Origin of the sequence: Acidovorax temperans (assembly GCF_006716905.1) — a bacterium.
GTDB classification, from domain to species: Bacteria; Pseudomonadota; Gammaproteobacteria; order Burkholderiales; family Burkholderiaceae_C; genus Acidovorax; species Acidovorax temperans.
The window spans coordinates 118,987-141,314 of record NZ_VFPV01000003.1 but is presented as its reverse complement, the minus strand read 5'-3'; the positions used below and the strand labels follow the sequence as shown (position 1 = coordinate 141,314).

10 protein-coding genes and 8 pseudogenes are annotated in these 22,328 nt (G+C 61.0%); 10 read left to right on the top strand and 8 right to left on the bottom strand.

The annotated features are described in order from the left end of the window. Positions 1 to 145: 145 nt before the first annotated feature. From aceE to lpdA (BDD18_RS15495), 3 genes are read left to right on the top strand one after another with little or no spacing between them, the layout of a single operon-like run. Positions 146 to 2,854, top strand: a complete 2,709-nt coding sequence (aceE, locus tag BDD18_RS15505; RefSeq protein ID WP_142084278.1) for a pyruvate dehydrogenase (acetyl-transferring), homodimeric type — start codon at positions 146 to 148, stop codon at positions 2,852 to 2,854. An 18-nt stretch (positions 2,855 to 2,872) separates the two neighbouring features. After that, positions 2,873 to 4,552 carry a dihydrolipoyllysine-residue acetyltransferase gene (gene aceF, locus BDD18_RS15500; RefSeq protein ID WP_142084276.1) on the top strand — a complete coding sequence of 560 codons (1,680 nt, stop codon included), beginning with the start codon at positions 2,873 to 2,875 and terminating at the stop codon, positions 4,550 to 4,552. 16 nt (positions 4,553 to 4,568) lie between these two features. Next, positions 4,569 to 6,419 (top strand): dihydrolipoyl dehydrogenase, encoded by a 1,851-nt coding sequence (gene lpdA, locus BDD18_RS15495; RefSeq protein WP_142084274.1) that lies wholly within the window; start codon positions 4,569 to 4,571, stop codon positions 6,417 to 6,419. A gap of 145 nt (positions 6,420 to 6,564) precedes the next feature. On the opposite strand, the gene BDD18_RS15490 is transcribed toward lpdA (BDD18_RS15495), so the two are convergent. Next, the gene (locus BDD18_RS15490; RefSeq protein WP_011805960.1) at positions 6,565 to 7,566 is read right to left on the bottom strand and encodes an IS1595-like element ISCsp2 family transposase; all 1,002 of its coding nucleotides are present in this window, start codon (positions 7,564 to 7,566) and stop codon (positions 6,565 to 6,567) included. A gap of 58 nt (positions 7,567 to 7,624) precedes the next feature. On the opposite strand from BDD18_RS15490, the pseudogene BDD18_RS15485 reads away from it, so the two are divergent. Further along, positions 7,625 to 9,184, top strand: a pseudogene (locus BDD18_RS15485) (transposase). Positions 9,185 to 9,497: 313 nt separating this feature from the next. Here BDD18_RS15485 and BDD18_RS15480 read toward each other — a convergent pair. The 3 genes and pseudogenes from BDD18_RS15480 to BDD18_RS15470 form a co-directional block, all read right to left on the bottom strand. Beyond that, the gene (locus tag BDD18_RS15480; RefSeq protein WP_142084272.1) at positions 9,498 to 10,508 is read right to left on the bottom strand and encodes a porin; all 1,011 of its coding nucleotides are present in this window, start codon (positions 10,506 to 10,508) and stop codon (positions 9,498 to 9,500) included. A 204-nt stretch (positions 10,509 to 10,712) separates the two neighbouring features. Continuing rightward, positions 10,713 to 11,811, bottom strand: a pseudogene (gene dcm, locus BDD18_RS15475) (DNA (cytosine-5-)-methyltransferase); the annotation flags it as partial. A gap of 230 nt (positions 11,812 to 12,041) precedes the next feature. Then, positions 12,042 to 12,533: an IS630 family transposase gene (locus BDD18_RS15470; RefSeq protein ID WP_082758667.1), complete on the bottom strand. Its 492-nt coding sequence runs from the start codon at positions 12,531 to 12,533 to the stop codon at positions 12,042 to 12,044. An 11-nt stretch (positions 12,534 to 12,544) separates the two neighbouring features. Here BDD18_RS15470 and BDD18_RS22765 point away from each other — a divergent pair. The 5 genes and pseudogenes from BDD18_RS22765 to BDD18_RS15450 form a co-directional block, all read left to right on the top strand. Further along, positions 12,545 to 12,718, top strand: a pseudogene (locus BDD18_RS22765) (hypothetical protein); the annotation flags it as partial. A 39-nt stretch (positions 12,719 to 12,757) separates the two neighbouring features. After that, a pseudogene (locus BDD18_RS15465) lies at positions 12,758 to 13,588 on the top strand (2-oxo acid dehydrogenase subunit E2); the annotation flags it as partial. A gap of 13 nt (positions 13,589 to 13,601) precedes the next feature. Then, positions 13,602 to 15,458: pseudogene (lpdA, locus tag BDD18_RS15460) on the top strand (dihydrolipoyl dehydrogenase). A 140-nt stretch (positions 15,459 to 15,598) separates the two neighbouring features. Beyond that, positions 15,599 to 16,600 (top strand): IS1595-like element ISCsp2 family transposase, encoded by a 1,002-nt coding sequence (locus tag BDD18_RS15455; RefSeq protein WP_142084269.1) that lies wholly within the window; start codon positions 15,599 to 15,601, stop codon positions 16,598 to 16,600. Positions 16,601 to 16,662: 62 nt separating this feature from the next. Continuing rightward, positions 16,663 to 18,222: pseudogene (locus tag BDD18_RS15450) on the top strand (transposase). Positions 18,223 to 18,354: 132 nt separating this feature from the next. Here the strand turns inward: BDD18_RS15450 and BDD18_RS15445 are convergent. Both BDD18_RS15445 and BDD18_RS15440 read right to left on the bottom strand, forming a co-directional pair. Beyond that, the gene (locus BDD18_RS15445) at positions 18,355 to 18,666 is read right to left on the bottom strand and encodes a 50S ribosome-binding protein YggL (RefSeq protein WP_142084267.1); all 312 of its coding nucleotides are present in this window, start codon (positions 18,664 to 18,666) and stop codon (positions 18,355 to 18,357) included. A gap of 111 nt (positions 18,667 to 18,777) precedes the next feature. Beyond that, positions 18,778 to 20,811, bottom strand: a complete 2,034-nt coding sequence (locus tag BDD18_RS15440) for a TonB-dependent receptor family protein (RefSeq protein ID WP_244939147.1) — start codon at positions 20,809 to 20,811, stop codon at positions 18,778 to 18,780. A gap of 460 nt (positions 20,812 to 21,271) precedes the next feature. Between BDD18_RS15440 and BDD18_RS15435 the strand changes: the two genes are divergently transcribed. Further along, positions 21,272 to 21,451, top strand: a complete 180-nt coding sequence (locus BDD18_RS15435; RefSeq protein WP_142084263.1) for an FCD domain-containing protein — start codon at positions 21,272 to 21,274, stop codon at positions 21,449 to 21,451. A 51-nt stretch (positions 21,452 to 21,502) separates the two neighbouring features. Here the strand turns inward: BDD18_RS15435 and BDD18_RS22545 are convergent. After that, a pseudogene (locus tag BDD18_RS22545) lies at positions 21,503 to 21,613 on the bottom strand (DUF2274 domain-containing protein); the annotation flags it as partial. Positions 21,614 to 21,753: 140 nt separating this feature from the next. Further along, positions 21,754 to 22,328: pseudogene (locus BDD18_RS15425) on the bottom strand (NAD(P)-dependent oxidoreductase); the annotation flags it as partial.

Genomic DNA, 22,328 nt, shown 5'->3' with positions numbered 1-22,328 from the left:
GCCATGCCCTTTTCAGCAGCTGAAATTATGTGCGCTTGCAGCAATTTATCGCAATATGAAACATACGGGCACCATTTGAAATGAAGGCGAATTGTGCGAAACTACGCCACAATTTTTGCCAGCTGCAACTCACAGGAGACAAAGCATGTCAGCTCAGCCCGACCCACAGGCCGGCCTCGGTATCGGCACCGACGCGGATCAACAAGAAACCCGCGAATGGATGGATGCCCTGTCCGCCGTCATTGAAAAAGAGGGCCCCGAGCGCGCCCACTCTCTGTTAGAGCAGCTGCTGGAACATGCCCGGCAAAGCAGCATCGACCTGCCGTTTTCTGCCAATACCGGCTACGTGAACACCATTGAGCCCGAGCAGGAAGCCCATTGCCCCGGCAACATCGCCATTGAAAAGCGCCTGCGCGCCTATATGCGCTGGAACGCCATGGCCATGGTGGTGCGCGCCAACCGCCTGAACCCTGCGGACGGCGGCGATCTGGGTGGCCACATTGGCTCCTTCGCTTCCGTGGCCAGCATGTTCGGTGCCGGCTTCAACCACTTCTGGCATGCCGCCAGCGAAAACCATGGTGGCGACCTGCTGTACATCCAGGGCCACAGCGCCCCCGGCATCTACGCCCGCGCTTATCTGGAAGGCCGCCTGAGCGAAGCGCAGCTCGACAGCTTCCGCCAGGAAGTGGACGGCAAGGGCCTGTCCAGCTACCCGCACCCCAAGCTGATGCCCGAGTTCTGGCAGTTCCCCACCGTCTCGATGGGCCTGGGCCCGCTGATGGCGATCTACCAGGCCCGCTTCCTCAAGTACCTGCACGCCCGTGGCATTGCCAACACCGAGAACCGCAAGGTCTGGGTGTTCTGCGGCGACGGCGAGATGGACGAACCCGAATCTTTGGGCGCGATTGGCCTGGCCGCGCGCGAGAATCTCGACAACCTCGTGTTCGTCATCAACTGCAACCTGCAGCGCCTGGACGGCCCTGTGCGCGGCAACGGCAAGATCGTGCAAGAACTTGAAGGTGAGTTCCGTGGTGCAGGCTGGAACGTCATCAAACTTCTGTGGGGCAACGGCTGGGACGAGCTGCTGCGCCGCGACAAGACCGGCAAGCTCAAGCAGCTGATGATGGAAACGCTGGACGGCGACTATCAGGCCATGAAGGCCAACGACGGCGCTTTTGTTCGCAAGAACTTCTTCGGAAAGTACCCCGAGACCGCCAAGCTGGTCGAGCACATGACCGACGAGGAGATCTTCGAACTGCGCCGCGGTGGCCACGAGCCCGCCAAGGTCTACGCCGCCTTCCACGCCGCCAACGAGCACAAGAACCAGCCCACTGTGCTGCTGGTCAAGACCGTGAAGGGCTACGGCATGGGCAAAGCCGGTGAAGGCAAAAACACCGTGCACCAGACCAAGAAGCTCTCAGACGAGGACATCAAGTACATCCGCGACCGCTTCAACATTCCGATTCCGGACAGCCAGCTGGCCGACATTCCGTACTACAAGCCCGCCGATGACACGCCCGAAATGCAGTACCTGCACGAGCGCCGCAAGGCCCTGGGCGGCTATTTGCCCCAGCGCCGTCCCCAGGCCGATGAAAGCTTCACGGTGCCGTCGCTCGACACCTTCAAGGCCATCCTGGAGCCCACGGCGGAAGGCCGTGAAATCTCCACCACCCAGGCTTACGTGCGCTTCCTCACGCAGCTGCTGCGCGACCAGGCCCTGGGCCCCCGCGTGGTGCCCATCCTGGTGGACGAAGCCCGCACCTTCGGCATGGAAGGTCTGTTCCGCCAGATCGGGATCTACAACCCCAAGGGCCAGCTCTACACCCCGGTCGATCGCGACCAGGTGATGTACTACAAGGAAGACAAAGCTGGCCAGATACTGCAAGAAGGCATCAACGAAGCCGGCGGCATGGCCAGCTGGATTGCAGCGGCCACCTCGTACAGCACGAACAACCGGATCATGATCCCGTTCTACGTGTATTACTCGATGTTCGGCTTCCAGCGCATCGGCGACCTGGCCTGGGCGGCGGGTGACATGCAGGCGCGCGGCTTCTTGCTGGGCGGCACTTCGGGCCGTACCACGCTCAACGGCGAAGGCCTGCAGCACGAAGACGGCCACAGCCACATCCTGGCGAACACCATCCCCAACTGCGTGAGCTACGACCCGACCTTCGCCCACGAAGTCGCGGTGATCATGCACGACGGCTTGAAGCGCATGGTGGAACGCCAGGAAAACGTCTTCTACTACATCACCTTGCTCAACGAGAACTACGCCATGCCCGGCCTGCTGCCCGGCACGGAAGAGCAGATCATCAAGGGCATGTACCTGTGCAAGCCCGGCGCCGACGGCGACAAGCGCGTGCAGTTGCTGGGCTCGGGCACCATTCTGCGTGAATCGATGGAAGCCCAAACCCTGCTGGCCGCCGACTGGGGCGTGCAGGCCGACGTGTGGAGCTGCCCAAGCTTCAACGAATTGACCCGTGAGGGCCAGGACGCCGACCGCTGGAACCTGCTGCATCCGCTGGAAACCCCACGCGTGCCGTTCGTTACCCGCCAGCTGGGCAGCCGCAGCGGCCCCGTGGTGGCATCGACCGACTACATGAAGGCCTATGCCGAGCAAATCCGCCCCTTCGTGCCCAAGGGCCGCAGCTACCGCGTGCTGGGCACCGACGGTTTCGGCCGCTCAGACTTCCGCAGCAAGCTGCGCGAGCACTTCGAGGTGAACCGCCACTACATCGTGATCGCCGCCCTGAAGGCGCTGGCCGACGACGGCGTGGTGCACGTGTCCAAGGTGGCAGAAGCCATTGCCAAGTACGGCATCAACGCCGACAAGATCAACCCGCTGTACGCCTAACCCGAGACGGAGACAACAATGGCATTGGTCAACATTCAAGTCCCGGACATCGGGGATTTCGACGAAGTCGGCGTCATCGAGTTGCTCGTGAAGGTGGGTGACACCGTCAAGGCCGAGCAGTCGCTGATCACGGTGGAGTCCGACAAGGCCTCCATGGAGATTCCCTCCAGCCACGCTGGCGTGGTCAAGGAACTCAAGGTGGCGCTGGGCGACAAGGTCAAGCAAGGCTCGGTGATTGCCGTGGTGGAAGCCGTTGGCGCCACTGCCGCAGCCCCAGCGGCTGCGCCCGCACCTGCCGCGTCCCCCGCAGCCGCCCCGGCTGCTGCAACGGCCGCCCCTGTGGCCGCCGCACCTGCGCCAGCAGCCGCAGGCCCCGTGGAAGTGCGCGTGCCCGACATTGGCGACTTCAAGAACGTGGCCGTGATCGAGCTGCTGGTCAAGCCCGGCGACACCGTAGCGCTGGAGCAATCACTCTTCACCGTCGAATCCGACAAAGCCTCCATGGAGATTCCTTCGCCCGCCGCTGGCGTGCTCAAGGAACTCAAGGTCAAGATCGGTGACACCGTGAACATTGGCGACCTGGTGGCTGTTCTGGAAGGCGTGGCCAGCGCCGCTGCGCCTGCTGCCACCGCACCTGTTGCAGCAGCCCCTGCGCCCGCATCAACCGCGACTCCAGCTCCCGCCATGGTGGCAGCAGCCCCTGTAGCGGCTGCGACGACGGTGGCAGCCCCCGCCCACCAGCCCGGCGCTGCCACGCTGGGTCTGCCCCACGCCAGCCCCTCCGTGCGCAAGTTCGCCCGTGAGCTGGGCGTGCCGCTGGAAGAAGTCAAGGGCAGCGGCCCCAAGGGTCGCATCACCCAGGACGACATCCAGAACTTCACCAAGCAGGTGATGAGCGGCGCCGCCCAAACCAAGGCCCAGGCCGCGAAGGCACCCGCACCGGCAGCCAGTGGTTCTGGCGTGGGTCTGGACCTACTGCCCTGGCCCAAGGTCGATTTCGCCAAATTCGGCCCGGTGGAACGCAAGGACCTCTCGCGCATCAAGAAGATCAGCGGCGCCAATCTGCACCGCAACTGGGTTGTCATCCCGCACGTCACCAACCACGACGATGCGGACATCACCGACCTGGAAGCCTTCCGCGTGCAGTTCAACAAAGAGAACGAGAAGAGCGGCGTGAAGGTCACCATGCTGGCCTTCATGATCAAGGCCGCTGTGGCCGCGCTCAAGAAGTTCCCTGAGTTCAACAGCTCGCTCGACGGCGATCAGCTGGTGATGAAGAACTACTTCCACATCGGCTTTGCGGCCGACACGCCCAACGGGCTGGTGGTTCCCGTCATCAAGGATGCCGATCAGAAGGGCATCGTGCAGATCAGCAAGGAAATGGGCGAACTCGCCGCCAAGGCGCGCGAAGGCAAGCTGGCCCCGGCAGACATGCAGGGCGGCTGCTTCTCCATCAGCTCGCTAGGCGGCATCGGTGGCCGCTACTTCACGCCCATCATCAATGCGCCGGAAGTGGCCATCATGGGCGTGTGCAAGAGCAGCATCGAACCCAAGTGGGACGGCAAGCAATTCGCCCCGCGCCTGATGCTGCCCCTCTCCCTGAGCTGGGACCACCGCGTGATCGACGGCGCCGCCGCCGCGCGCTTCAACGTGTACTTTGCCTCGCTGCTGGCGGACTTCCGCCGCATCGTGATGTAACGCGAGGGCCCGACACATGGCAATCATCGACATCAAAGTGCCCGACATTGGCGATTTCGCCGAAGTCGGTGTGATCGAAGTGCTGGTCAAGCCTGGCGACAGCATTAAGGCCGAGCAGAGCCTGATCACCGTGGAGTCCGACAAGGCCTCCATGGAGATCCCCTCCAGCCATGCTGGTGTGGTGAAGGAACTGAAAGTGAAGCTGGGCGACAAGATCGCCGAAGGCGCCGTGGTGCTGACGCTGGAAGTGCAGGGCGCTGCCGGTGCGGCACCGGCTGCAGCACCCGCCCCCGCAGCCCCGGCTTCTGAGTCAAAACCGGCTCCAGCGCCCGCTGCACAAGCGCCAGTAGCTCCTAATATTGCAGCAGCCAGCTTCGGCGGTTCTGCGGATCTGGACTGCGATGTGCTCGTGCTGGGTGGTGGCCCTGGCGGCTACTCGGCGGCGTTCCGTGCGGCCGACCTGGGCCTCAAGGTCATCTTGGTAGAGCGCTATGCCACCCTGGGCGGCGTGTGCCTGAACGTGGGCTGTATCCCCTCCAAGGCGCTGCTGCATGTGGCGGCGGTGATGGACGAGGTGTCGCACCTGTCTGCCGCTGGCATCGACTTTGGCGCGCCCAAGGTCAACGTGGACCTGTTGCGCGGCCACAAGGAAAAGGTCATCGGCAAGCTCACCGGCGGCCTGGCCGCCATGGCCAAGATGCGCAAGGTGACCGTGGTGCGTGGCTACGGCCACTTTGTGGGAGCCAACCACCTCGAAGTGGAAGAAACCACCGGCACCAGCCAGGACAAGACGGGCACCAAGAAGGTGGTGGCGTTCAAGCGCGCCATCATCGCTGCGGGCAGCCAGGCCGTGCGCCTGCCGTTCATGCCCGAAGACCCACGCGTGGTGGATTCCACCGGCGCGCTGGCGCTGCAGGGCGTTCCGAAGCGCATGCTCATCCTGGGCGGCGGCATCATCGGCCTGGAAATGGGCACGGTGTACAGCACGCTGGGCGCACGCCTCGATGTGGTCGAGATGATGGACGGCCTGATGCAAGGCGCTGACCGCGACCTGGTCAAGGTGTGGCAGAAGATGAACGCCCACCGTTTCGACAACATCATGCTCAACACCAAGACGGTGGCGGCCGAGGCCACACCCGAAGGCATCAAGGTGAGCTTTGCGCCCGCCAAGGATGGCGTGACAGTGCCCGAACCCCAGGTGTACGACCTGGTGCTGCAGGCCGTGGGCCGCACGCCCAACGGCAAGAAGATCGCCGCCGACAAGGCTGGTGTGGCCGTCACAGACCGTGGCTTCATCAACGTCGACATCCAGATGCGCACCAACGTGCCGCACATCTTCGCCATTGGCGACATCGTGGGCCAGCCCATGCTGGCGCACAAGGCGGTGCACGAGGCGCATGTGGCGGCCGAAGTCATCGCGGGTGAACTGCAGGGCAACAAGGAACTGGCAGCCGCCGCGTTCAACGCCCGCGTGATCCCATCGGTGGCCTACACCGACCCCGAAGTGGCGTGGGTGGGCCTGACCGAAGACCAGGCCAAGGCCCAGGGCATCAAGGTCAAGAAGGGCCTGTTCCCCTGGTCTGCCTCTGGCCGCGCCATTGCCAATGGCCGCGACGAGGGCTACACCAAGCTGCTGTTCGACGACTCGCCCGAGGCCCATGGCCACGGCAAGATTTTGGGCGGTGGCATCGTGGGCACCCATGCGGGCGACATGATTGGCGAGATCGCCCTGGCCATCGAGATGGGTGCCGACGCGGTGGACATCGGCAAGACCATCCACCCGCATCCGACGCTGGGCGAGAGCATCGGCATGGCGGCGGAAGTGGCGCATGGCAGCTGCACGGATGTGCCGCCTGCGCGCAAGTAAGTCCGCAGCCAAGCTACCCTGACAAGGCCCGAACTGGCGACGGTTCGGGCCTTGTGCTTTGCGTACCCAAACAATCGCCGCAGAATACTGTGCATTTGTAAGGGGTATCTATTTAGCTCCAGCAGCCCCCATTGATACTGTGATTTCATCCAGCAATGGTATCCGATTGGCTCTCCCCGGTGTTCTTGCTCACGACATCCCCATACGTCACTGGCGGCGTAACCACCGCTTGCTGCAGCAAGCGGTAAAACAGCATCCCGCGTGAGCTGGATGTGCGCCGGTTGAAACGGAACACGAATTCATCGAGATAGGCGTCCAGGTGGTCTGGCTGTACAGAGCCATGATGTGTTCCCAGCACCCAGCGCTGTACCAGTGAGGCGACCCGGTGCACTCCCGCCATGGAGACATGGGCAGGTACGCCTGAGCCGAGCATGACGGTGCGCTGGTGGGTGTAACCCAGTTCTCCCAGAGCGCGGTATGCCGCCGAACCATCCGTGCGTACCTGGGCTCCAGGCTCGACCACCTCCTGCACAAAGGGGATTACGTGGGTGGCGGCGTCTCGGTCAATGCGGCGTAACCGGATGCGCCCAAACCCCTTGGGCTCCACGATCTCCACCGCCATGACCATCAACACTTTGGTGGTGCTGCTCTTGCGCCCTGCAGGGGTGGCGGGATTCTTGCGATCCGTGATGGACAGGTACGTTTCATCCACCTCCACAAGCCCCTTGAGCTTGTCCCGGCCCGGGCGGACCATGGCACGTCGAAACCGGTGCAGCATGGTCCAGGCGGTCTGGTAGCTCCCCAAACCCAATACGCGCTGCAGCCCCAGGGCGCTCACGCCTTGTTTCTGATTGGTCAGGTACCAAGCTGCAGCCAGCCAGACACGCAGCGGTGTGCGCGTCTTGTCAAAGATGGTTCCAGATGTCACTGTGCCTTGGTACTGGCATGAGCGGCACATCAGGCGGGTGCGGCTGGCGCGGTACACATCGCCAGCGTTGCCGCAACGCGGGCAGACGAAGCCTTGGGGCCACCGAAGCTTCTCCAGGAACGCCTGGCAAGCCTCTTCGGTGGCAAACCAGTCAAGAAATTCGTTCCAGGTGCGGGGGTAGTCCCGTCCAGGAGTTGGCGTTAGCATCTGGGTTTCCATCCAGCTATTCTCACGTCACTGGAGCTAAATAGATACCCCTTGCATTTGTACAGTATTCATGTCAGCCACTTCCAAGCCCAAGCTCTACAACCCACGCCACCCCGAACGCACGCTGCTCTACCAAACGGTAGCCGAGCACTACGAGACCTGGCTAGAGTTGGCCAGCGCGGGTCAGTTCGACGGCCAGGGCGACCACCACACCCCCAAGCCCTTCGTGCGCAAAGCGTTTGCCAAGTATCTTGAGTGCGGCATCTTTGCCCATGGCTTTGCCCGCGCTCGCTGCGGCGACTGTGGGCACGACTACTTTGTAGCCTTCTCCTGCAAAGGCCGGGGAGTCTGCCCCTCGTGCACCACCCGGCGCATGGTGGAGACAGCAGCGCACCTGAACGATCACGTATTCCCCCGCCTGCCGGTGCGCCAGTGGGTGCTCTCCGTGCCCAAGAGGTTGCGGTAGTTCATGCAACGCGACGGGCCAGTGCTCAATATGGTGCTGCGCATCTTCCTGCGGGTGATTGCGCAAAGCCTGCAGGCGCACTGCATTGGCGCGGCCAATGCAGACAAGGAAAGCCTGCACATCGGCGCAGTGGCCTTCATCCACAGGTTCGGCTCCAGCCTGAACGAACACGTCCACTTCCACGTCTGTGTGGTGGACGGGGTGTTTGAGGAGGTGGCAGGCGAGGGCAGCGCTGATGCCGCAATGCAAGTCTCTGCGTCAGGTGTCGTATTCCACCCTGCCACCGGCATCGATGCGACACCCGTGGCACAAGTGCAGACCACACTGCAAAAACGTATCCTGCGCGCCTTTGTGGGCCGTGGGCTGCTGGAGAACTTCGAGGCAAAAGAGATGCTGGGGTACAAACACAGCGGTTTCTCGGTGGATGCCGGGGTGTGCATTGAATCCCACGACCGTCCAGGCCTTGAGCGGCTCTTGCGCTATTGCGCCCGCCCACCCTTTGCGATGGACAGGCTGCGCAAAGAGGGAAGCAAACTGGTGTACCGCTGCGGCAAGCAGCGCAGCGAACCCACCAGCGACAAGCGCGGTGCCAAGGTTGATGAGCTGCACCTCACACCGCTGGAGCTGATCGACCGCATTGCCGCGCTGGTTCCCCCGCCACGCACCCACCGGCACCGCTATTTTGGCGTGTTGGCACCCAACTCGCCGCTCAGGGCTGCGGTGACGGCGCTGGCGACACCGGCGCAAGCCGCTCCCGTGCTGGGCGCGTCGATCAGCACGGGGGAGTGCGCGCCTGGTGTGGTACCGATGAGCAGCGCGCTGCCATCCCAGAGCGAGCCGGTGCTGCCCAAGCGTGCAGCGCACTACCTGTGGGCGGTGCTGATCGCCCGCATCTACGAGGTGTTCCCCCTCTTGTGTCCGCTGTGTGGCGGGCATATGCGCATCATCGCGTTCATTACGCACAGCGCTGACATCCGGCACATCCTGGACCACATCGGGGCAGATTCAGAGCCACCCCGCATCTCCCCGGCGCGCGGGCCACCGCTGTGGGATGACTGTAGTGATGCGCAGATGGATGACGGGGCGCAAACCGAGCCAGCAGACTGGGACCTAGCGGCGCAACCGGCACCGGACTTTGAGGTCGATCAGCGCATCAGTTGGTGAATGAACAAAGCGGCGATTTTGACTTGCCGCGAACTGGCTCTGCGCCCGGTACACGCCGAGCGCCGCAAATCACTCTCCTGAACGCCAAACCCTGGTGGTGAACCTGACACCTGGGCGGGAAAATCGAGTGTCTCAGCCGGCTTGATGGCGCTTCCGCGGTGCGATACTTGGCCTCATGCGGTTAAAACGCCTATCCGTTGACGCGATAACCGGTGTTGGCGTTCGAAATCGCCAAGCACGTCCAAATCCTGAAGAGCGATTGGTCTGCAATCGCCCATTCAGTGCATCGATTTATCGATGCACGGTTTACCCGTTAAAACAAATGCCGCACGCCGACCGCAAACACCGATGGATCGGTGCCGAGCGCCGCTGGCGCTAGCTTCGTGCCCGACGATTCCATACCGAATTGGCCGATAGCGTTGTTGCGCAGCGTGGCATACGAGGTATACAGGCTGGTCCGCTTCGACAGCGGATATGCATATGCAACCGCAAAACCCTTGCCCTTGGCGCCGGATTCGATCTTGTTCTGCTGGAGGTTGGCATACAAGCGGCCGCTACCCAAGCCAACCGATGCGCCGAGGTTGAACTGTTCGAACTTGATGTTTGCTCCGTCCGGATCGGAGACCAGATAGTTTGCCTTCACGTCAAACGCGCCGAAATTGTAGCCGGCGCCAACTGCGTACTCCTTGTCGTCGCCGGCGGCAACGCGCTTGGACGTCTGGTAGGCGGCGCCCAGGAACAGCTTACCATTTGAGTAGTTGACCCCCAGGCCGAGCAAATCTTTCGACGGTCCCGTGGCTTGTTCGCCCAGGGCATACGCGAGGCTGCCCACCAAGCCGTTGAACGACGGCGTTATGTAATTGATCGAATTGTCTAAACGGCGTGTCAAACGATTACGGGCGCTACCGAATGCACTCAGGGAGCCACCAGCAAAGCTCAGTTCCATAATGTCGGAAGGGCTAGCCACGCTCTCGATCGGCGAGTACTCGCGGCCCAGCGTCACTGTGCCGAAGCCGCCTTTGAGACCGACGATCGCACGGCGATTAAAAAAAGTAGACGTGCTAGAGATTTGTCCGGTAGTGAGATCGATGCCGGACTCAAGATTGAAAAGGGCATTCAGGCCGCCTCCCAGATCTTCGGTACCGCGAAAGCCCAGACGGCTGCTGGACCGACCGCCGTTGTTGAGTTTCACGACCTTGTTGCTGCCGTCATTCTCGGCCGCTACGGCGGCATCAGCGATGCCATACATCGTGACGCTGGATTGCGCGACAGCCGCGAACGGAATTGATGCGAGCAGTGCCGCAGCCACAAATTTATATTGCATTTAAATCTCCGGGAAGTCAGCAGGAAAAAATTTTCAACATTGATGCTGTATTCACATCGGCACCGATGGTATCAATCCTATATTACAGTTGCGTGACATGCGACGGCAATGTTGGTAAAATGCAACACTGCCCTGTGATTCAGAAGCCAGTATGGTAACTGTTCAGCCCACTATAAGAGCCTGTCAAGACTCGTGTGATCATGTACCCATCAGGCGCGCACATTCACGCGGGGTCAGGCGGCGCGGATTTTTCTGCTCTCCCTGATATACCAGAATTTCTGATCCATCCTTGTGATAACGCGCTGATAAGGTACGTGTGACTGAATCTTTATGCGCCAGCCCATAGCCAAATCCATTGCCAAATCCATTGCCAAATCCATTGCCCGCTGCGCGGTGCTTGGCCGCATAGTTTTGCAGATAGACCCACAGATTGTCGGTCAGTGTGTATTTGGCAGGGATGCATTGATTAGCATGGTCAAAAAATTTACTTCCGTCCCACGCCAGCACTGACTCGCTGCCATCGGTTTTGTGCAGAATACTGCCCAGTTTGATCTGATTTTTTTCCGGCAGGTTCAGCATATCCCAGTCAAACGCTACCGGTTCGCGGAAGCCGACGATGATGATACGTTCGCGGTGTTGCGGGACAAAGTGTGCGCCATCGATGACTTTGCAGTGGATGTGATAGCCCAATTCTTGCGTCAGCGTTCGTTTGATGACATCGAAGGTACGGCCTTTTTCATTGCGACATCAGGTTCTTGACGTTTTCCAGAAGAAAAGCACGCGGGCGCTTGGTCTCGATGATGCGTGCTACATCAAAAAACAACGTGCCCTGCGTTTCATCGGCAAATCCATGCGCGCGTCCCAGAGAATTTTTCTTTGAAACACCGGCGATAGAAAATGGCTGGCACGGAAATCCTGCCAGCAATACATCGTGATCAGGGATATCTGCAGCGTCAATTTGTGTGATATCGCCTGCAATCATGTGCTCTGCAGGATAATTTTCTGTATAGGTTTTTTGCGCATAACTGTCCCATTCACTGGTAAACACGCAACGGCCCCCGGCTGACTGAAAGCCCCTACGGATACCGCCAACGCCTGCAAACAGATCAATAAAACGAAAATCACCTGCTCCCGCCGCCAGATCATGCAACGGCAAGATGAGTTGTCTGAGTGCTGCAACAATATATGGCGGCGGTGCAGACTGGCGCGCCTCCCAGCGTCGTATTGTGCGGGCATCGACTTGAAGTTGTCTGGCAATGTCGCTTTGTGTAAATCGTTCGCGTGCCAATGCCAGATAAGACATGGCCTCTTCGTGACTGGCTGTTTGTAGTACGGTAACCATATAAGTCGCATAAAAGGGAATAATTCAGGACAATACGTCCTAAATTAAACTCGATCAAGCAAAATATACTGTGTATACATTCAGTTGTCAGGCGGCTCTTCGGTAATTGCTTATGCATTTCAGTCACTTAAGCATCAAACGTGTTATGACGTAAGCCGGGGTTAAATATCATGTCAGACGTACATAAGTAATCACAAAAAACTGATTTGAAATTTTGAGCCGAAGCCATCGAGCATATCGCTGATTTTTTCCTTGAATGATTCCTTGCTCCAAGTTTCAAATTTTCGCCAAAAGTATTTGGCTTGCTTCCATAAGATTTCGATCATGTTTAATTCAGGGCTGTAAGGTGGCAAATAGCAAAGCACAGTCTTAAATTGTATCAACCAGCGTGCAGTGATTTGCGCATCAAGATTATGATGAATTCCGGCGTTGTCAAGAATGATGAAAGTAGGTTCTGGCTTGGCGATTTTGGGAATCAGATCATCCATAAAAGCAACGAAGGTTTCACGGTTAACTGAACCCGTGACTTGCTGATGACGAAGACGTTGCGCCCCAAAATCGAGTGCGCCCATGACTGTTACGCGCTGATGATGCGCTGGTACAACCTCATGTGTTTGCCCAATTTTTGACCAAGCACGTTGTACCGGTGGTGATGCACAGAACCCAGCTTCATCGTAATAAATGAGTCATCGAGGTGCGCCAGCTGGGGCGCTCCAGCCGCTACGAACTGCTGGTGCACAAGGATGGCGTGGCTGCCAACCTGCGCGACGTGGGGGTGGGTGTGGCGCAGGTGCTGCCGGTGCTCACGGTGGCCTACAGCGTGCCGCCCGGCAGCACGGTGCTGCTCGAAGAGCCCGAGATCCATCTGCACCCGCTGGCCCAGGCGGTGCTGGCCGAGCTGTTTGCTGACGTGCAGGCCTTCACCCAGCGCGTGATGACCGGCAGCGTGCAGACCAAGGCCCAGGCCGCCAAGGCCCCGGCGGGTGGTGGCGGCACGGGCGTGGGCCTGGACCTGCTGCCCTGGCCCAAGGTGGACTTCAGCAAGTTCGGCCCGGTGGAGCGCAAGGAACTGGGCCGCATCAAGAAGATCAGCGGCGCCAACCTCACGCGCAACGCGGTGGTGATTCCCGCCGTGACCAACCACGACGACGCCGACATCACCGATCTGGAGGCGTTCCGTGTCCAGCTCAACAAGGAAAACGAGAAGAGTGGCATCAAGGTCACCATGCTCGCGTTCCTCATCAAGGCCTGCGTGGCCGCGCTCAAGAAGTTCCCCGACTTCAATAGCAGCCTGGACGGCGACAGCCTGGTGTACAAGCAGTACTTCCATATCGGCTTTGCGGCGGATACGCCCAATGGCCTGGTGGTTCCCGTGCTGAAGGACGCAGACAAGAAAGGCATCTTCCAGATCAGCCAGGAAATGGGCGAACTGGCCAAGAAGGCGCGCGACGGCAAGCTGGGCAGCGCCGACATGCAGGGCGGCTGCATGTCCATCAGCTCGCTCGGCGGCATTGGCGGCACGCACTTCACGCCCATCATCAACGCTCCCGAAGTGGCCATCCTGGGCCTCTCGAAGAGTGCGATGAAGCCCGTGTGGGACGGCCAGCAGTTCGTTCCGCGCCTGATGTTGCCGCTCTCGCTGAGCTACGATCACCGCGTGATCGATGGCGCCCTGGCCGCGCGCTTCAACGCCTACCTCGGTCTGGTGCTGGCGGACTATCGCCGTATCCTGCTGTAAAGGGAACCGCACCATGGCAACGATTCAAATCAAGGTGCCCGACATTGGCGACTTCGCCGAAGTGGGCGTCATCGAAGTGCTGGTTCAACCCGGCGACACCATCAAGGCCTAGCAAAGCCTGGTCACCGTGGAGTCCGACAAGGCCTCCATGGAGATTCCGTCCAGCCACGCGGGCGTGGTCAAGGAGCTCAAGGTGAAGCTCGGCGACAAGATCGCAGAAGGCAGCGTGCTGCTCACGCTGGAGACGGCGCAGGCCGCAGCGCCCGCTGCTGCACCCGCAGTTTTGGAGCAAAAACCAGCTCCAGCGCCCGCAGCGCAAGCGCAAGCAGCTATCAAAACAGAAGCTAAGAGCTTTGCCGGTAGCGCCGACCTGGAGTGCGACGTGCTTGTGCTTGGCGGTGGCCCCGGCGGCTACAGCGCCGCTTTCCGCGCTGCCGACCTGGGCCTCAAGGTCGTGCTGGTCGAGCGCTATGCCCAGCTGGGCGGCGTGTGCCTGAATGTCGGCTGCATTCCCTCGAAGGCGCTGCTGCATGTGGCCGCCGTGATGGACGAAGTGTCGCACATGGCCGACCTGGGTGTGGACTTCGGCGCGCCCACCGTAAACGTGGACAAGCTGCGCGGCCACAAGGAAAAGGTCATTGGCAAGCTCACCGGCGGCCTGGCCGCCATGGCCAAGATGCGCAAGGTGACCGTGGTGCGCGGCTATGGTCACTTTGTGGGTGCCAACCACCTCGAAGTGGAAGAAACCACCGGCACCAGCCAGGACAAGACGGGCACCAAGAAGGTGGTGGCGTTCAAGCGCGCCATCATCGCTGCGGGCAGCCAAGCCGTGCGCCTGCCGTTCATGCCCGAAGACCCACGCGTGGTGGATTCCACCGGCGCGCTGGCGCTGCAGGGTGTTCCGAAGCGCATGCTCATTCTGGGCGGCGGCATCATCGGCCTTGAAATGGGCACCGTCTACAGCACGCTGGGCGCACGCCTGGACGTGGTGGAAATGATGGACGGCCTGATGCAGGGCGCAGACCGCGACCTGGTGAAGGTGTGGCAGAAGATGAACGCCCACCGTTTCGACAACATCATGCTCAACACCAAGACGGTGGCGGCCGAGGCCACGCCCGAAGGCATCAAGGTGAGCTTTGCGCCCGCCAAGGATGGCGTGACAGTGCCCGAACCCCAGGTGTACGACCTGGTGCTGCAGGCCGTGGGCCGCACGCCCAACGGCAAGAAGATCGCGGCCGAAAAGGCTGGCGTGGCCGTCACAGACCGTGGCTTCATCAACGTCGACATCCAGATGCGCACCAACGTGCCGCACATCTTCGCCATCGGCGACATCGTGGGCCAGCCCATGCTGGCGCACAAGGCGGTGCACGAGGCGCATGTGGCGGCGGAAGTGATCGCCGGCGAATTGCAGGGCAACAAGGAACTGGCCAGCGCCGCCTTCAACGCCCGCGTGATCCCCAGCGTGGCCTACACCGACCCCGAAGTGGCCTGGGTGGGCCTGACCGAAGACCAGGCCAAGCAGCAGGGCATCAAGGTCAAGAAGGGCCTGTTCCCCTGGTCGGCCTCGGGCCGCGCCATCGCCAATGGCCGCGACGAGGGCGTCACCAAGCTGCTGTTCGACGACAGCCCCGAAGCAGGATCAGGAGACGGCCATGCTGGCCGGGGCCACGGCAAGATCCTGGGCGGCGGCATGGTCGGCACGCATGCGGGCGACATGATCGGCGAGATCGCCCTGGCCATCGAGATGGGTGCGGACGCTGTCGACATCGGCAAGACCATCCACCCGCATCCGACGCTGGGCGAGAGCATCGGCATGGCGGCGGAAGTGGCGCATGGCAGCTGCACGGATGTGCCGCCTGCGCGCAAGTAAGTCCGCAGCCAAGCTACCCTGACAAGGCCCGAACTGGCGACGGTTCGGGCCTTGTGCTTTGCGTACCCAAACAATCGCCGCAGAATACTGTGCATTTGTAAGGGGTATCTATTTAGCTCCAGTGACGTGAGAATAGCTGGATGGAAACCCAGATGCTAACGCCAACTCCTGGACGGGACTACCCCCGCACCTGGAACGAATTTCTTGACTGGTTTGCCACCGAAGAGGCTTGCCAGGCGTTCCTGGAGAAGCTTCGGTGGCCCCAAGGCTTCGTCTGCCCGCGTTGCGGCAACGCTGGCGATGTGTACCGCGCCAGCCGCACCCGCCTGATGTGCCGCTCATGCCAGTACCAAGGCACAGTGACATCTGGAACCATCTTTGACAAGACGCGCACACCGCTGCGTGTCTGGCTGGCTGCAGCTTGGTACCTGACCAATCAGAAACAAGGCGTGAGCGCCCTGGGGCTGCAGCGCGTATTGGGTTTGGGGAGCTACCAGACCGCCTGGACCATGCTGCACCGATTTCGACGTGCCATGGTCCGCCCGGGCCGGGACAAGCTCAAGGGGCTTGTGGAGGTGGATGAAACGTACCTGTCCATCACGGATCGCAAGAATCCCGCCACCCCTGCAGGGCGCAAGAGCAGCACCACCAAAGTGTTGATGGTCATGGCGGTGGAGATCGTGGAGCCCAAGGGGTTTGGGCGCATCCGGTTACGCCGCATTGACCGAGACGCCGCCACCCACGTAATCCCCTTTGTGCAGGAGGTGGTCGAGCCTGGAGCCCAGGTACGCACGGATGGTTCGGCGGCATACCGCGCTCTGGGAGAACTGGGTTACACCCACCAGCGCACCGTCATGCTCGGCTCAGGCGTACCTGCCCATGTCTCCATGGCGGGAGTGCACCGGGTCGCCTCACTGGTACAGCGCTGGGCGCTGGGAACACATCATGGCTCTGTACAGCCAGACCACCTGGACGCCTATCTCGATGAATTCGTGTTCCGTTTCAACCGGCGCACATCCAGCTCACGCGGGATGCTGTTTTACCGCTTGCTGCAGCAAGCGGTGGTTACGCCGCCAGTGACGTATGGGGATGTCGTGAGCAAGAACACCGGGGAGAGCCAATCGGATACCATTGCTGGATGAAATCACAGTATCAATGGGGCTGCTGGAGCTAAATAGATACCCCTTGCATTTGTACAGTATTCATGTCAGCCACTTCCAAGCCCAAGCTCTACAACCCACGCCACCCCGAACGCACGCTGCTCTACCAAACGGTAGCCGAGCACTACGAGACCTGGCTAGAGTTGGCCAGCGCGGGTCAGTTCGACGGCCAGGGCGACCACCACACCCCCAAGCCCTTCGTGCGCAAAGCGTTTGCCAAGTATCTTGAGTGCGGCATCTTTGCCCATGGCTTTGCCCGCGCTCGCTGCGGCGACTGTGGGCACGACTACTTTGTAGCCTTCTCCTGCAAAGGCCGGGGAGTCTGCCCCTCGTGCACCACCCGGCGCATGGTGGAGACAGCAGCGCACCTGAACGATCACGTATTCCCCCGCCTGCCGGTGCGCCAGTGGGTGCTCTCCGTGCCCAAGAGGTTGCGGTAGTTCATGCAACGCGACGGGCCAGTGCTCAATATGGTGCTGCGCATCTTCCTGCGGGTGATTGCGCAAAGCCTGCAGGCGCACTGCATTGGCGCGGCCAATGCAGACAAGGAAAGCCTGCACATCGGCGCAGTGGCCTTCATCCACAGGTTCGGCTCCAGCCTGAACGAACACGTCCACTTCCACGTCTGTGTGGTGGACGGGGTGTTTGAGGAGGTGGCAGGCGAGGGCAGCGCTGATGCCGCAATGCAAGTCTCTGCGTCAGGTGTCGTATTCCACCCTGCCACCGGCATCGATGCGACACCCGTGGCACAAGTGCAGACCACACTGCAAAAACGTATCCTGCGCGCCTTTGTGGGCCGTGGGCTGCTGGAGAACTTCGAGGCAAAAGAGATGCTGGGGTACAAACACAGCGGTTTCTCGGTGGATGCCGGGGTGTGCATTGAATCCCACGACCGTCCAGGCCTTGAGCGGCTCTTGCGCTATTGCGCCCGCCCACCCTTTGCGATGGACAGGCTGCGCAAAGAGGGAAGCAAACTGGTGTACCGCTGCGGCAAGCAGCGCAGCGAACCCACCAGCGACAAGCGCGGTGCCAAGGTTGATGAGCTGCACCTCACACCGCTGGAGCTGATCGACCGCATTGCCGCGCTGGTTCCCCCGCCACGCACCCACCGGCACCGCTATTTTGGCGTGTTGGCACCCAACTCGCCGCTCAGGGCTGCGGTGACGGCGCTGGCGACACCGGCGCAAGCCGCTCCCGTGCTGGGCGCGTCGATCAGCACGGGGGAGTGCGCGCCTGGTGTGGTACCGATGAGCAGCGCGCTGCCATCCCAGAGCGAGCCGGTGCTGCCCAAGCGTGCAGCGCACTACCTGTGGGCGGTGCTGATCGCCCGCATCTACGAGGTGTTCCCCCTCTTGTGTCCGCTGTGTGGCGGGCATATGCGCATCATCGCGTTCATTACGCACAGCGCTGACATCCGGCACATCCTGGACCACATCGGGGCAGATTCAGAGCCACCCCGCATCTCCCCGGCGCGCGGGCCACCGCTGTGGGATGACTGTAGTGATGCGCAGATGGATGACGGGGCGCAAACCGAGCCAGCAGACTGGGACCTAGCGGCGCAACCGGCACCGGACTTTGAGGTCGATCAGCGCATCAGTTGGTGAATGAACAAAGCGGCGATTTTGACTTGCCGCGAACTGGCTCTGCGCCCGGTACACGCCGAGCGCCGCAAATCACTCTCCTGAACGCCAAACCCTGGTGGTGAACCTGACACCTGGGCGGGAAAATCGAGTGTCTCAGCCGGCTTGATGGCGCTTCCGCGGTGCGATACTTGGCCTCATGCGGTTAAAACGCCTATCCGTCCAGTCGATCAGGGCGGCACGTTCTTGCGCCGACACGCTGCCGCGTTCGGACTTGGTGATGAAGCCGCCATGGGCCCAGCCGCCAAATTCCAGGCCTTTGGGCTCGATCACTTCTTCCAGCAAGGCGTCCACGAACAGCTCCTCGCGGGCGCCTTCTTTCAGCTGGGTCTTGAAGGCAAAGCCGAATTCTTGAAATTCGCCGACGTGCAGTTTCTTGCGTTGGCGGCGGCTGCGGTGTTTGGTCATGGGGGGCTCCGATAAGGTGATCTGGTCATGCGACCAGGATGCTGGAGTATCCCTCACGCGCCAGCACTGCCGATCGGTGGCGATGTTGCCGGCGCGATCCGAGGCGAGAGCTCAGAACTTGTAGCTCATCCCGACTTCGACATGGCGTTCTGCACCCGGAAAGATGCCGTCCGGATTCCGGCTGGCGATGTACTTCTTGTCGAAGAGGTTCCGCACGGTGCCGAAGAACTTGACCTGCTTGGACAGTGTGTAGTTCGCACTCAGGTTGAACGTGGTGAAAGCCGGAATCAGGCCACGACGACCATCCACGCTTTCAGTGCGCGTGTTCTCAGGGTCCACATACTGCTGGGACGTGTGATGGGCAAACACACTGCCTTGGAAGGCACCCTGGCGGTAGCTGACGCCCAGGTTTGCCACCAGTTCGGGCGCATAGGGCAAGCGATTGCCTTGCCGGTCAACGCCGCTGACGACCTTCTGGCTGTTGTAGCGGGCCGTCGGCACATACGTGGCGTTGGCGTTCAGGCGCCATCCCTGACCGAAGTCGAATCCGACTGCAGTCTCGACGCCGCGATTCAGGGTCTTGCCCGCATTGGTAACGGTCGCCCCTACACCGCCCGATTCAGACTGCGGCACGATCTGGTTGGAGAAGTCCATCTGGAAGGCCGTGGCCTCGTATTGCCAGCGATTGACCGTACCGCGGATGCCCACCTCCACATTGTTGGACCGCTCGGCGTCGAGCTCCTGGTTCTGGCCGGACGAGCTGATGGCGGTGGCCACCATGGCGGGCGAGAAGGCCTTGTACGCCCCGGCAAACAGCTGCGCCTGGGGGCTCAGCTGCCACGTAACGCCCAGGCCCGGCATCACCTCGGTGTTGCTGGACTGGCCCGACGCCTGGGTCAGTTCATTGCGGCGCTTTTGGTCATACGACTCGATGCGCAGACCCAAGGTGGTCGCCACGGTCTCCGTCAGCAGGAACCGATTTTGGCCATAGAAGGCGACGCTGTCGGCTTCCTGGGAGTCGTCGCCGGTGAGCGTGCCCGTGCGTGCATTCGGATCGGTCTTCGAGCTGACGGTCTGGTTGCTCAGCTTGTCACGGTGCAGGCGCACGCCCAGCTCGGCCTCGTTGCGGATGCCGAAACCGTCAAAGTTGACAAACAAGCGGCTATCGGCGCCCATCATCTCAAAGCTGCGGTTGCGGCCCACCATGCAGTTGACCGAGCCGCCACAAGGCTTGAAGGTCGTGCCCTCTGCCGTGCGTGCCGCCACCTCCCGGCGCCAGTAATCCCGCTCCAGCTGGCTCCAGTAGGCAACGGTTTGCAGCTTGACGTCGGGGCGGATGTCCCACTCGTGGTTCAGGTCAAACGAGGTGCGGTTCGTCAGGAAATAGTCATCCGGGGCGGGGTTCTTGCTGGGGTCGTTGCGGTACTCGCTGGGGCGCAGTCCCACGTAAGAGGTGTTGATGTCGTTGTCGTAGTAGGACAGCTTGGCGCTGAGCCACTGTCGGTCTCCCAAGGCCATGCCGCCTTTGAGCACCACATCGTTCATCTTGAAGCCGTTGTTGCGCAAGCCGTCGCCCTCGGCGGTGACGAGGCTGATGCCGCCCACAGCGTCACCGGAGGAAGTGACCCCGCCGGCATCAAGACCCAGCAAGCGATAGCCGTGCGTGCCCGCCTTGCCCGTGACCTTGACGCCTTCCTCAGGCTTCTTGGTCTTGTAGTTGATGACGCCGCCGATGGTCGTCGGACCGTAGCGCAAGCCTGCGGCGCCTTTCAGCACCTCGATGCTCTCCATGCGTTCGATGCGAGGGCTGTAGTAGGACTCGTTGGCCAGGAACAGGCCAGGCGCCACCGGCACGCCATCTTCCAGGACCAGCAGTTTCTGACTGCGGTTGGGATTGAGCCCGCGCATGCCAATGTTGGGGATGAAACCATAGCCGTCTTCGTCGCGCACCACGATGCCGGGTACGGCTTTCAGGGCGTCCTGCGTCGAGGCCGGTTGTGCGAGCTCAAGGTCCTGCTTGCTCAGGCGGCTGACCGAGCCGGGTTGCTTGGCCATGGCGCGTTCGCCTTCGCCCACCACGGCAATGGTCGGTAACTCGACTTCACGCGCATGAAGCTGAGGCGAGAAGCCCAGGGCGGCAGCCACCAGCAAACAGAGTTCTGTCTTCCTGGGGGCCTCGACCCGGCAGGCTTTGTACGGAGTCAAACAACGCATGTGCATCCTTGTGGTGAAAATTGAAGCGGCTCTTTTGAGCAAGGATGCAAATTATAATGCGAGGAATTCCTATTCACACACGTACGCACCTGATCTTCGATCTCGTTTGACGTGGCGCAAGTTGGGCTCGCGCGCGCACTGGCCGATGCCATCACAGCGCTCAAGGCTTTTGTGACTGCTTGAGACTGGTTATATTGGTCTACAAATTAAATCAAACGGGGTGCAACATGACAGAGCAGCGTTATCGACACGAGATGCGTCGCATGATTGACCGGGCCTTGCAGTTGCTGGAGCGCGGCGAGCTCACCTGGAAGGCCGTCGCTCAATGGTTTGAAGCCTATCGGGTGCCGTTTGAGGTCACTTGCCGAGTGCCGACGAACGACAAAGCCCTATGCCATCAAAGCTGCTTGGTCTGTACGACCCAGTGGACACATGGTTTGTCGCACTCAATGAGCACCGAGAGATTCTCGAAGCGATCGAAGCTCGCGATCCCATTCAGGCTCAAGCGGCAATGCAACGGCACTTGAAAACCGCACTCAAACGGACAATGGCACGCCGCGATCATGGCTAGCAACAGAGCGCGCCATAGCTTGTAACAGATGCCAATAATGGAAGACTTGAGCGCATCCGGCACGTGCGGGATCAGCGTTGCGGCATCGACCGCTTCGCCATAGGTCTGCGCATGCAGCGAGGCGTAGCAGTGGTCGGCTTTCAGGTTAGCGGGAAAATGAAAATCAGTTCATGGGCTAGCTTGGACCGCATTCCTAAGTGGACCATCTCCTGCCCGACTGACTTGATGGTGCTGACTTGTACCGTGATCGCGATGCGATTGCCATCTTGCGAAGTATCTAGCTGCGCCAAGCTCACGGAGTGCTACTTGCCTGACCAATGTGCAACTGACCATGGGACTTCCTCTATCGGACGACCGGTGGCCAAGTACGGATGTTTTCGAGGACCCAATCCGCCATTGCATGCCGCGTCGCGTGCGTGCCGCTGCCGATGTGAGGAGCCAGTACAACGTTGTCCATCGCTTCAAGACCCGGGTATGGGCGTGGATCGTCCTCGTACACATCGAGCCCGGCGCCAGCGATTCGCCCGTCCTGCAATGCATGTACGAGTGCTCGTTCATCGACCACGCTGCCACGCGCCACATTGATGAGAAAGGCAGTCGGGCCGAGCGCATCCAGTACGTTCGCATCGATCAAGTGACGCGTCTGCTCGCCACCTGCCACGGTCACAATGAGAAAATCGGCCCACTGGGCCAACCCATGCACAGATTCTGTATAGAGATACGGTGAACCTTCCACAGGCTTGCGCTTGTGATAGCTCACCTGCATGTCGAAGGCTGTGCCCCGACGCGCCACCGCATGGCCTATGCGTCCCATTCCCAGGATGCCTAGACGCTTCCCATACACACGGTGGTGAATGCCAAAGCGCTGCTGTGACCA

Bases quoted from the DNA above. Each gene is read 5' to 3' on its own strand.
- BDD18_RS15445 (WP_142084267.1), bottom strand. From the start codon at position 18,666: ATGACCAAACACCGCAGCCGCCGCCAACGCAAGAAACTGCACGTCGGC.
- aceF (WP_142084276.1), top strand. From the start codon at position 2,873: ATGGCATTGGTCAACATTCAAGTCCCGGACATCGGGGATTTCGACGAA.
- BDD18_RS15435 (WP_142084263.1), top strand. From the start codon at position 21,272: ATGCCATCAAAGCTGCTTGGTCTGTACGACCCAGTGGACACATGGTTT.
- BDD18_RS15455 (WP_142084269.1), top strand. From the start codon at position 15,599: ATGGAAACCCAGATGCTAACGCCAACTCCTGGACGGGACTACCCCCGC.
- BDD18_RS15490 (WP_011805960.1), bottom strand. From the start codon at position 7,566: ATGGAAACCCAGATGCTAACGCCAACTCCTGGACGGGACTACCCCCGC.
- aceE (WP_142084278.1), top strand. From the start codon at position 146: ATGTCAGCTCAGCCCGACCCACAGGCCGGCCTCGGTATCGGCACCGAC.
- BDD18_RS15480 (WP_142084272.1), bottom strand. From the start codon at position 10,508: ATGCAATATAAATTTGTGGCTGCGGCACTGCTCGCATCAATTCCGTTC.
- lpdA (WP_142084274.1), top strand. From the start codon at position 4,569: ATGGCAATCATCGACATCAAAGTGCCCGACATTGGCGATTTCGCCGAA.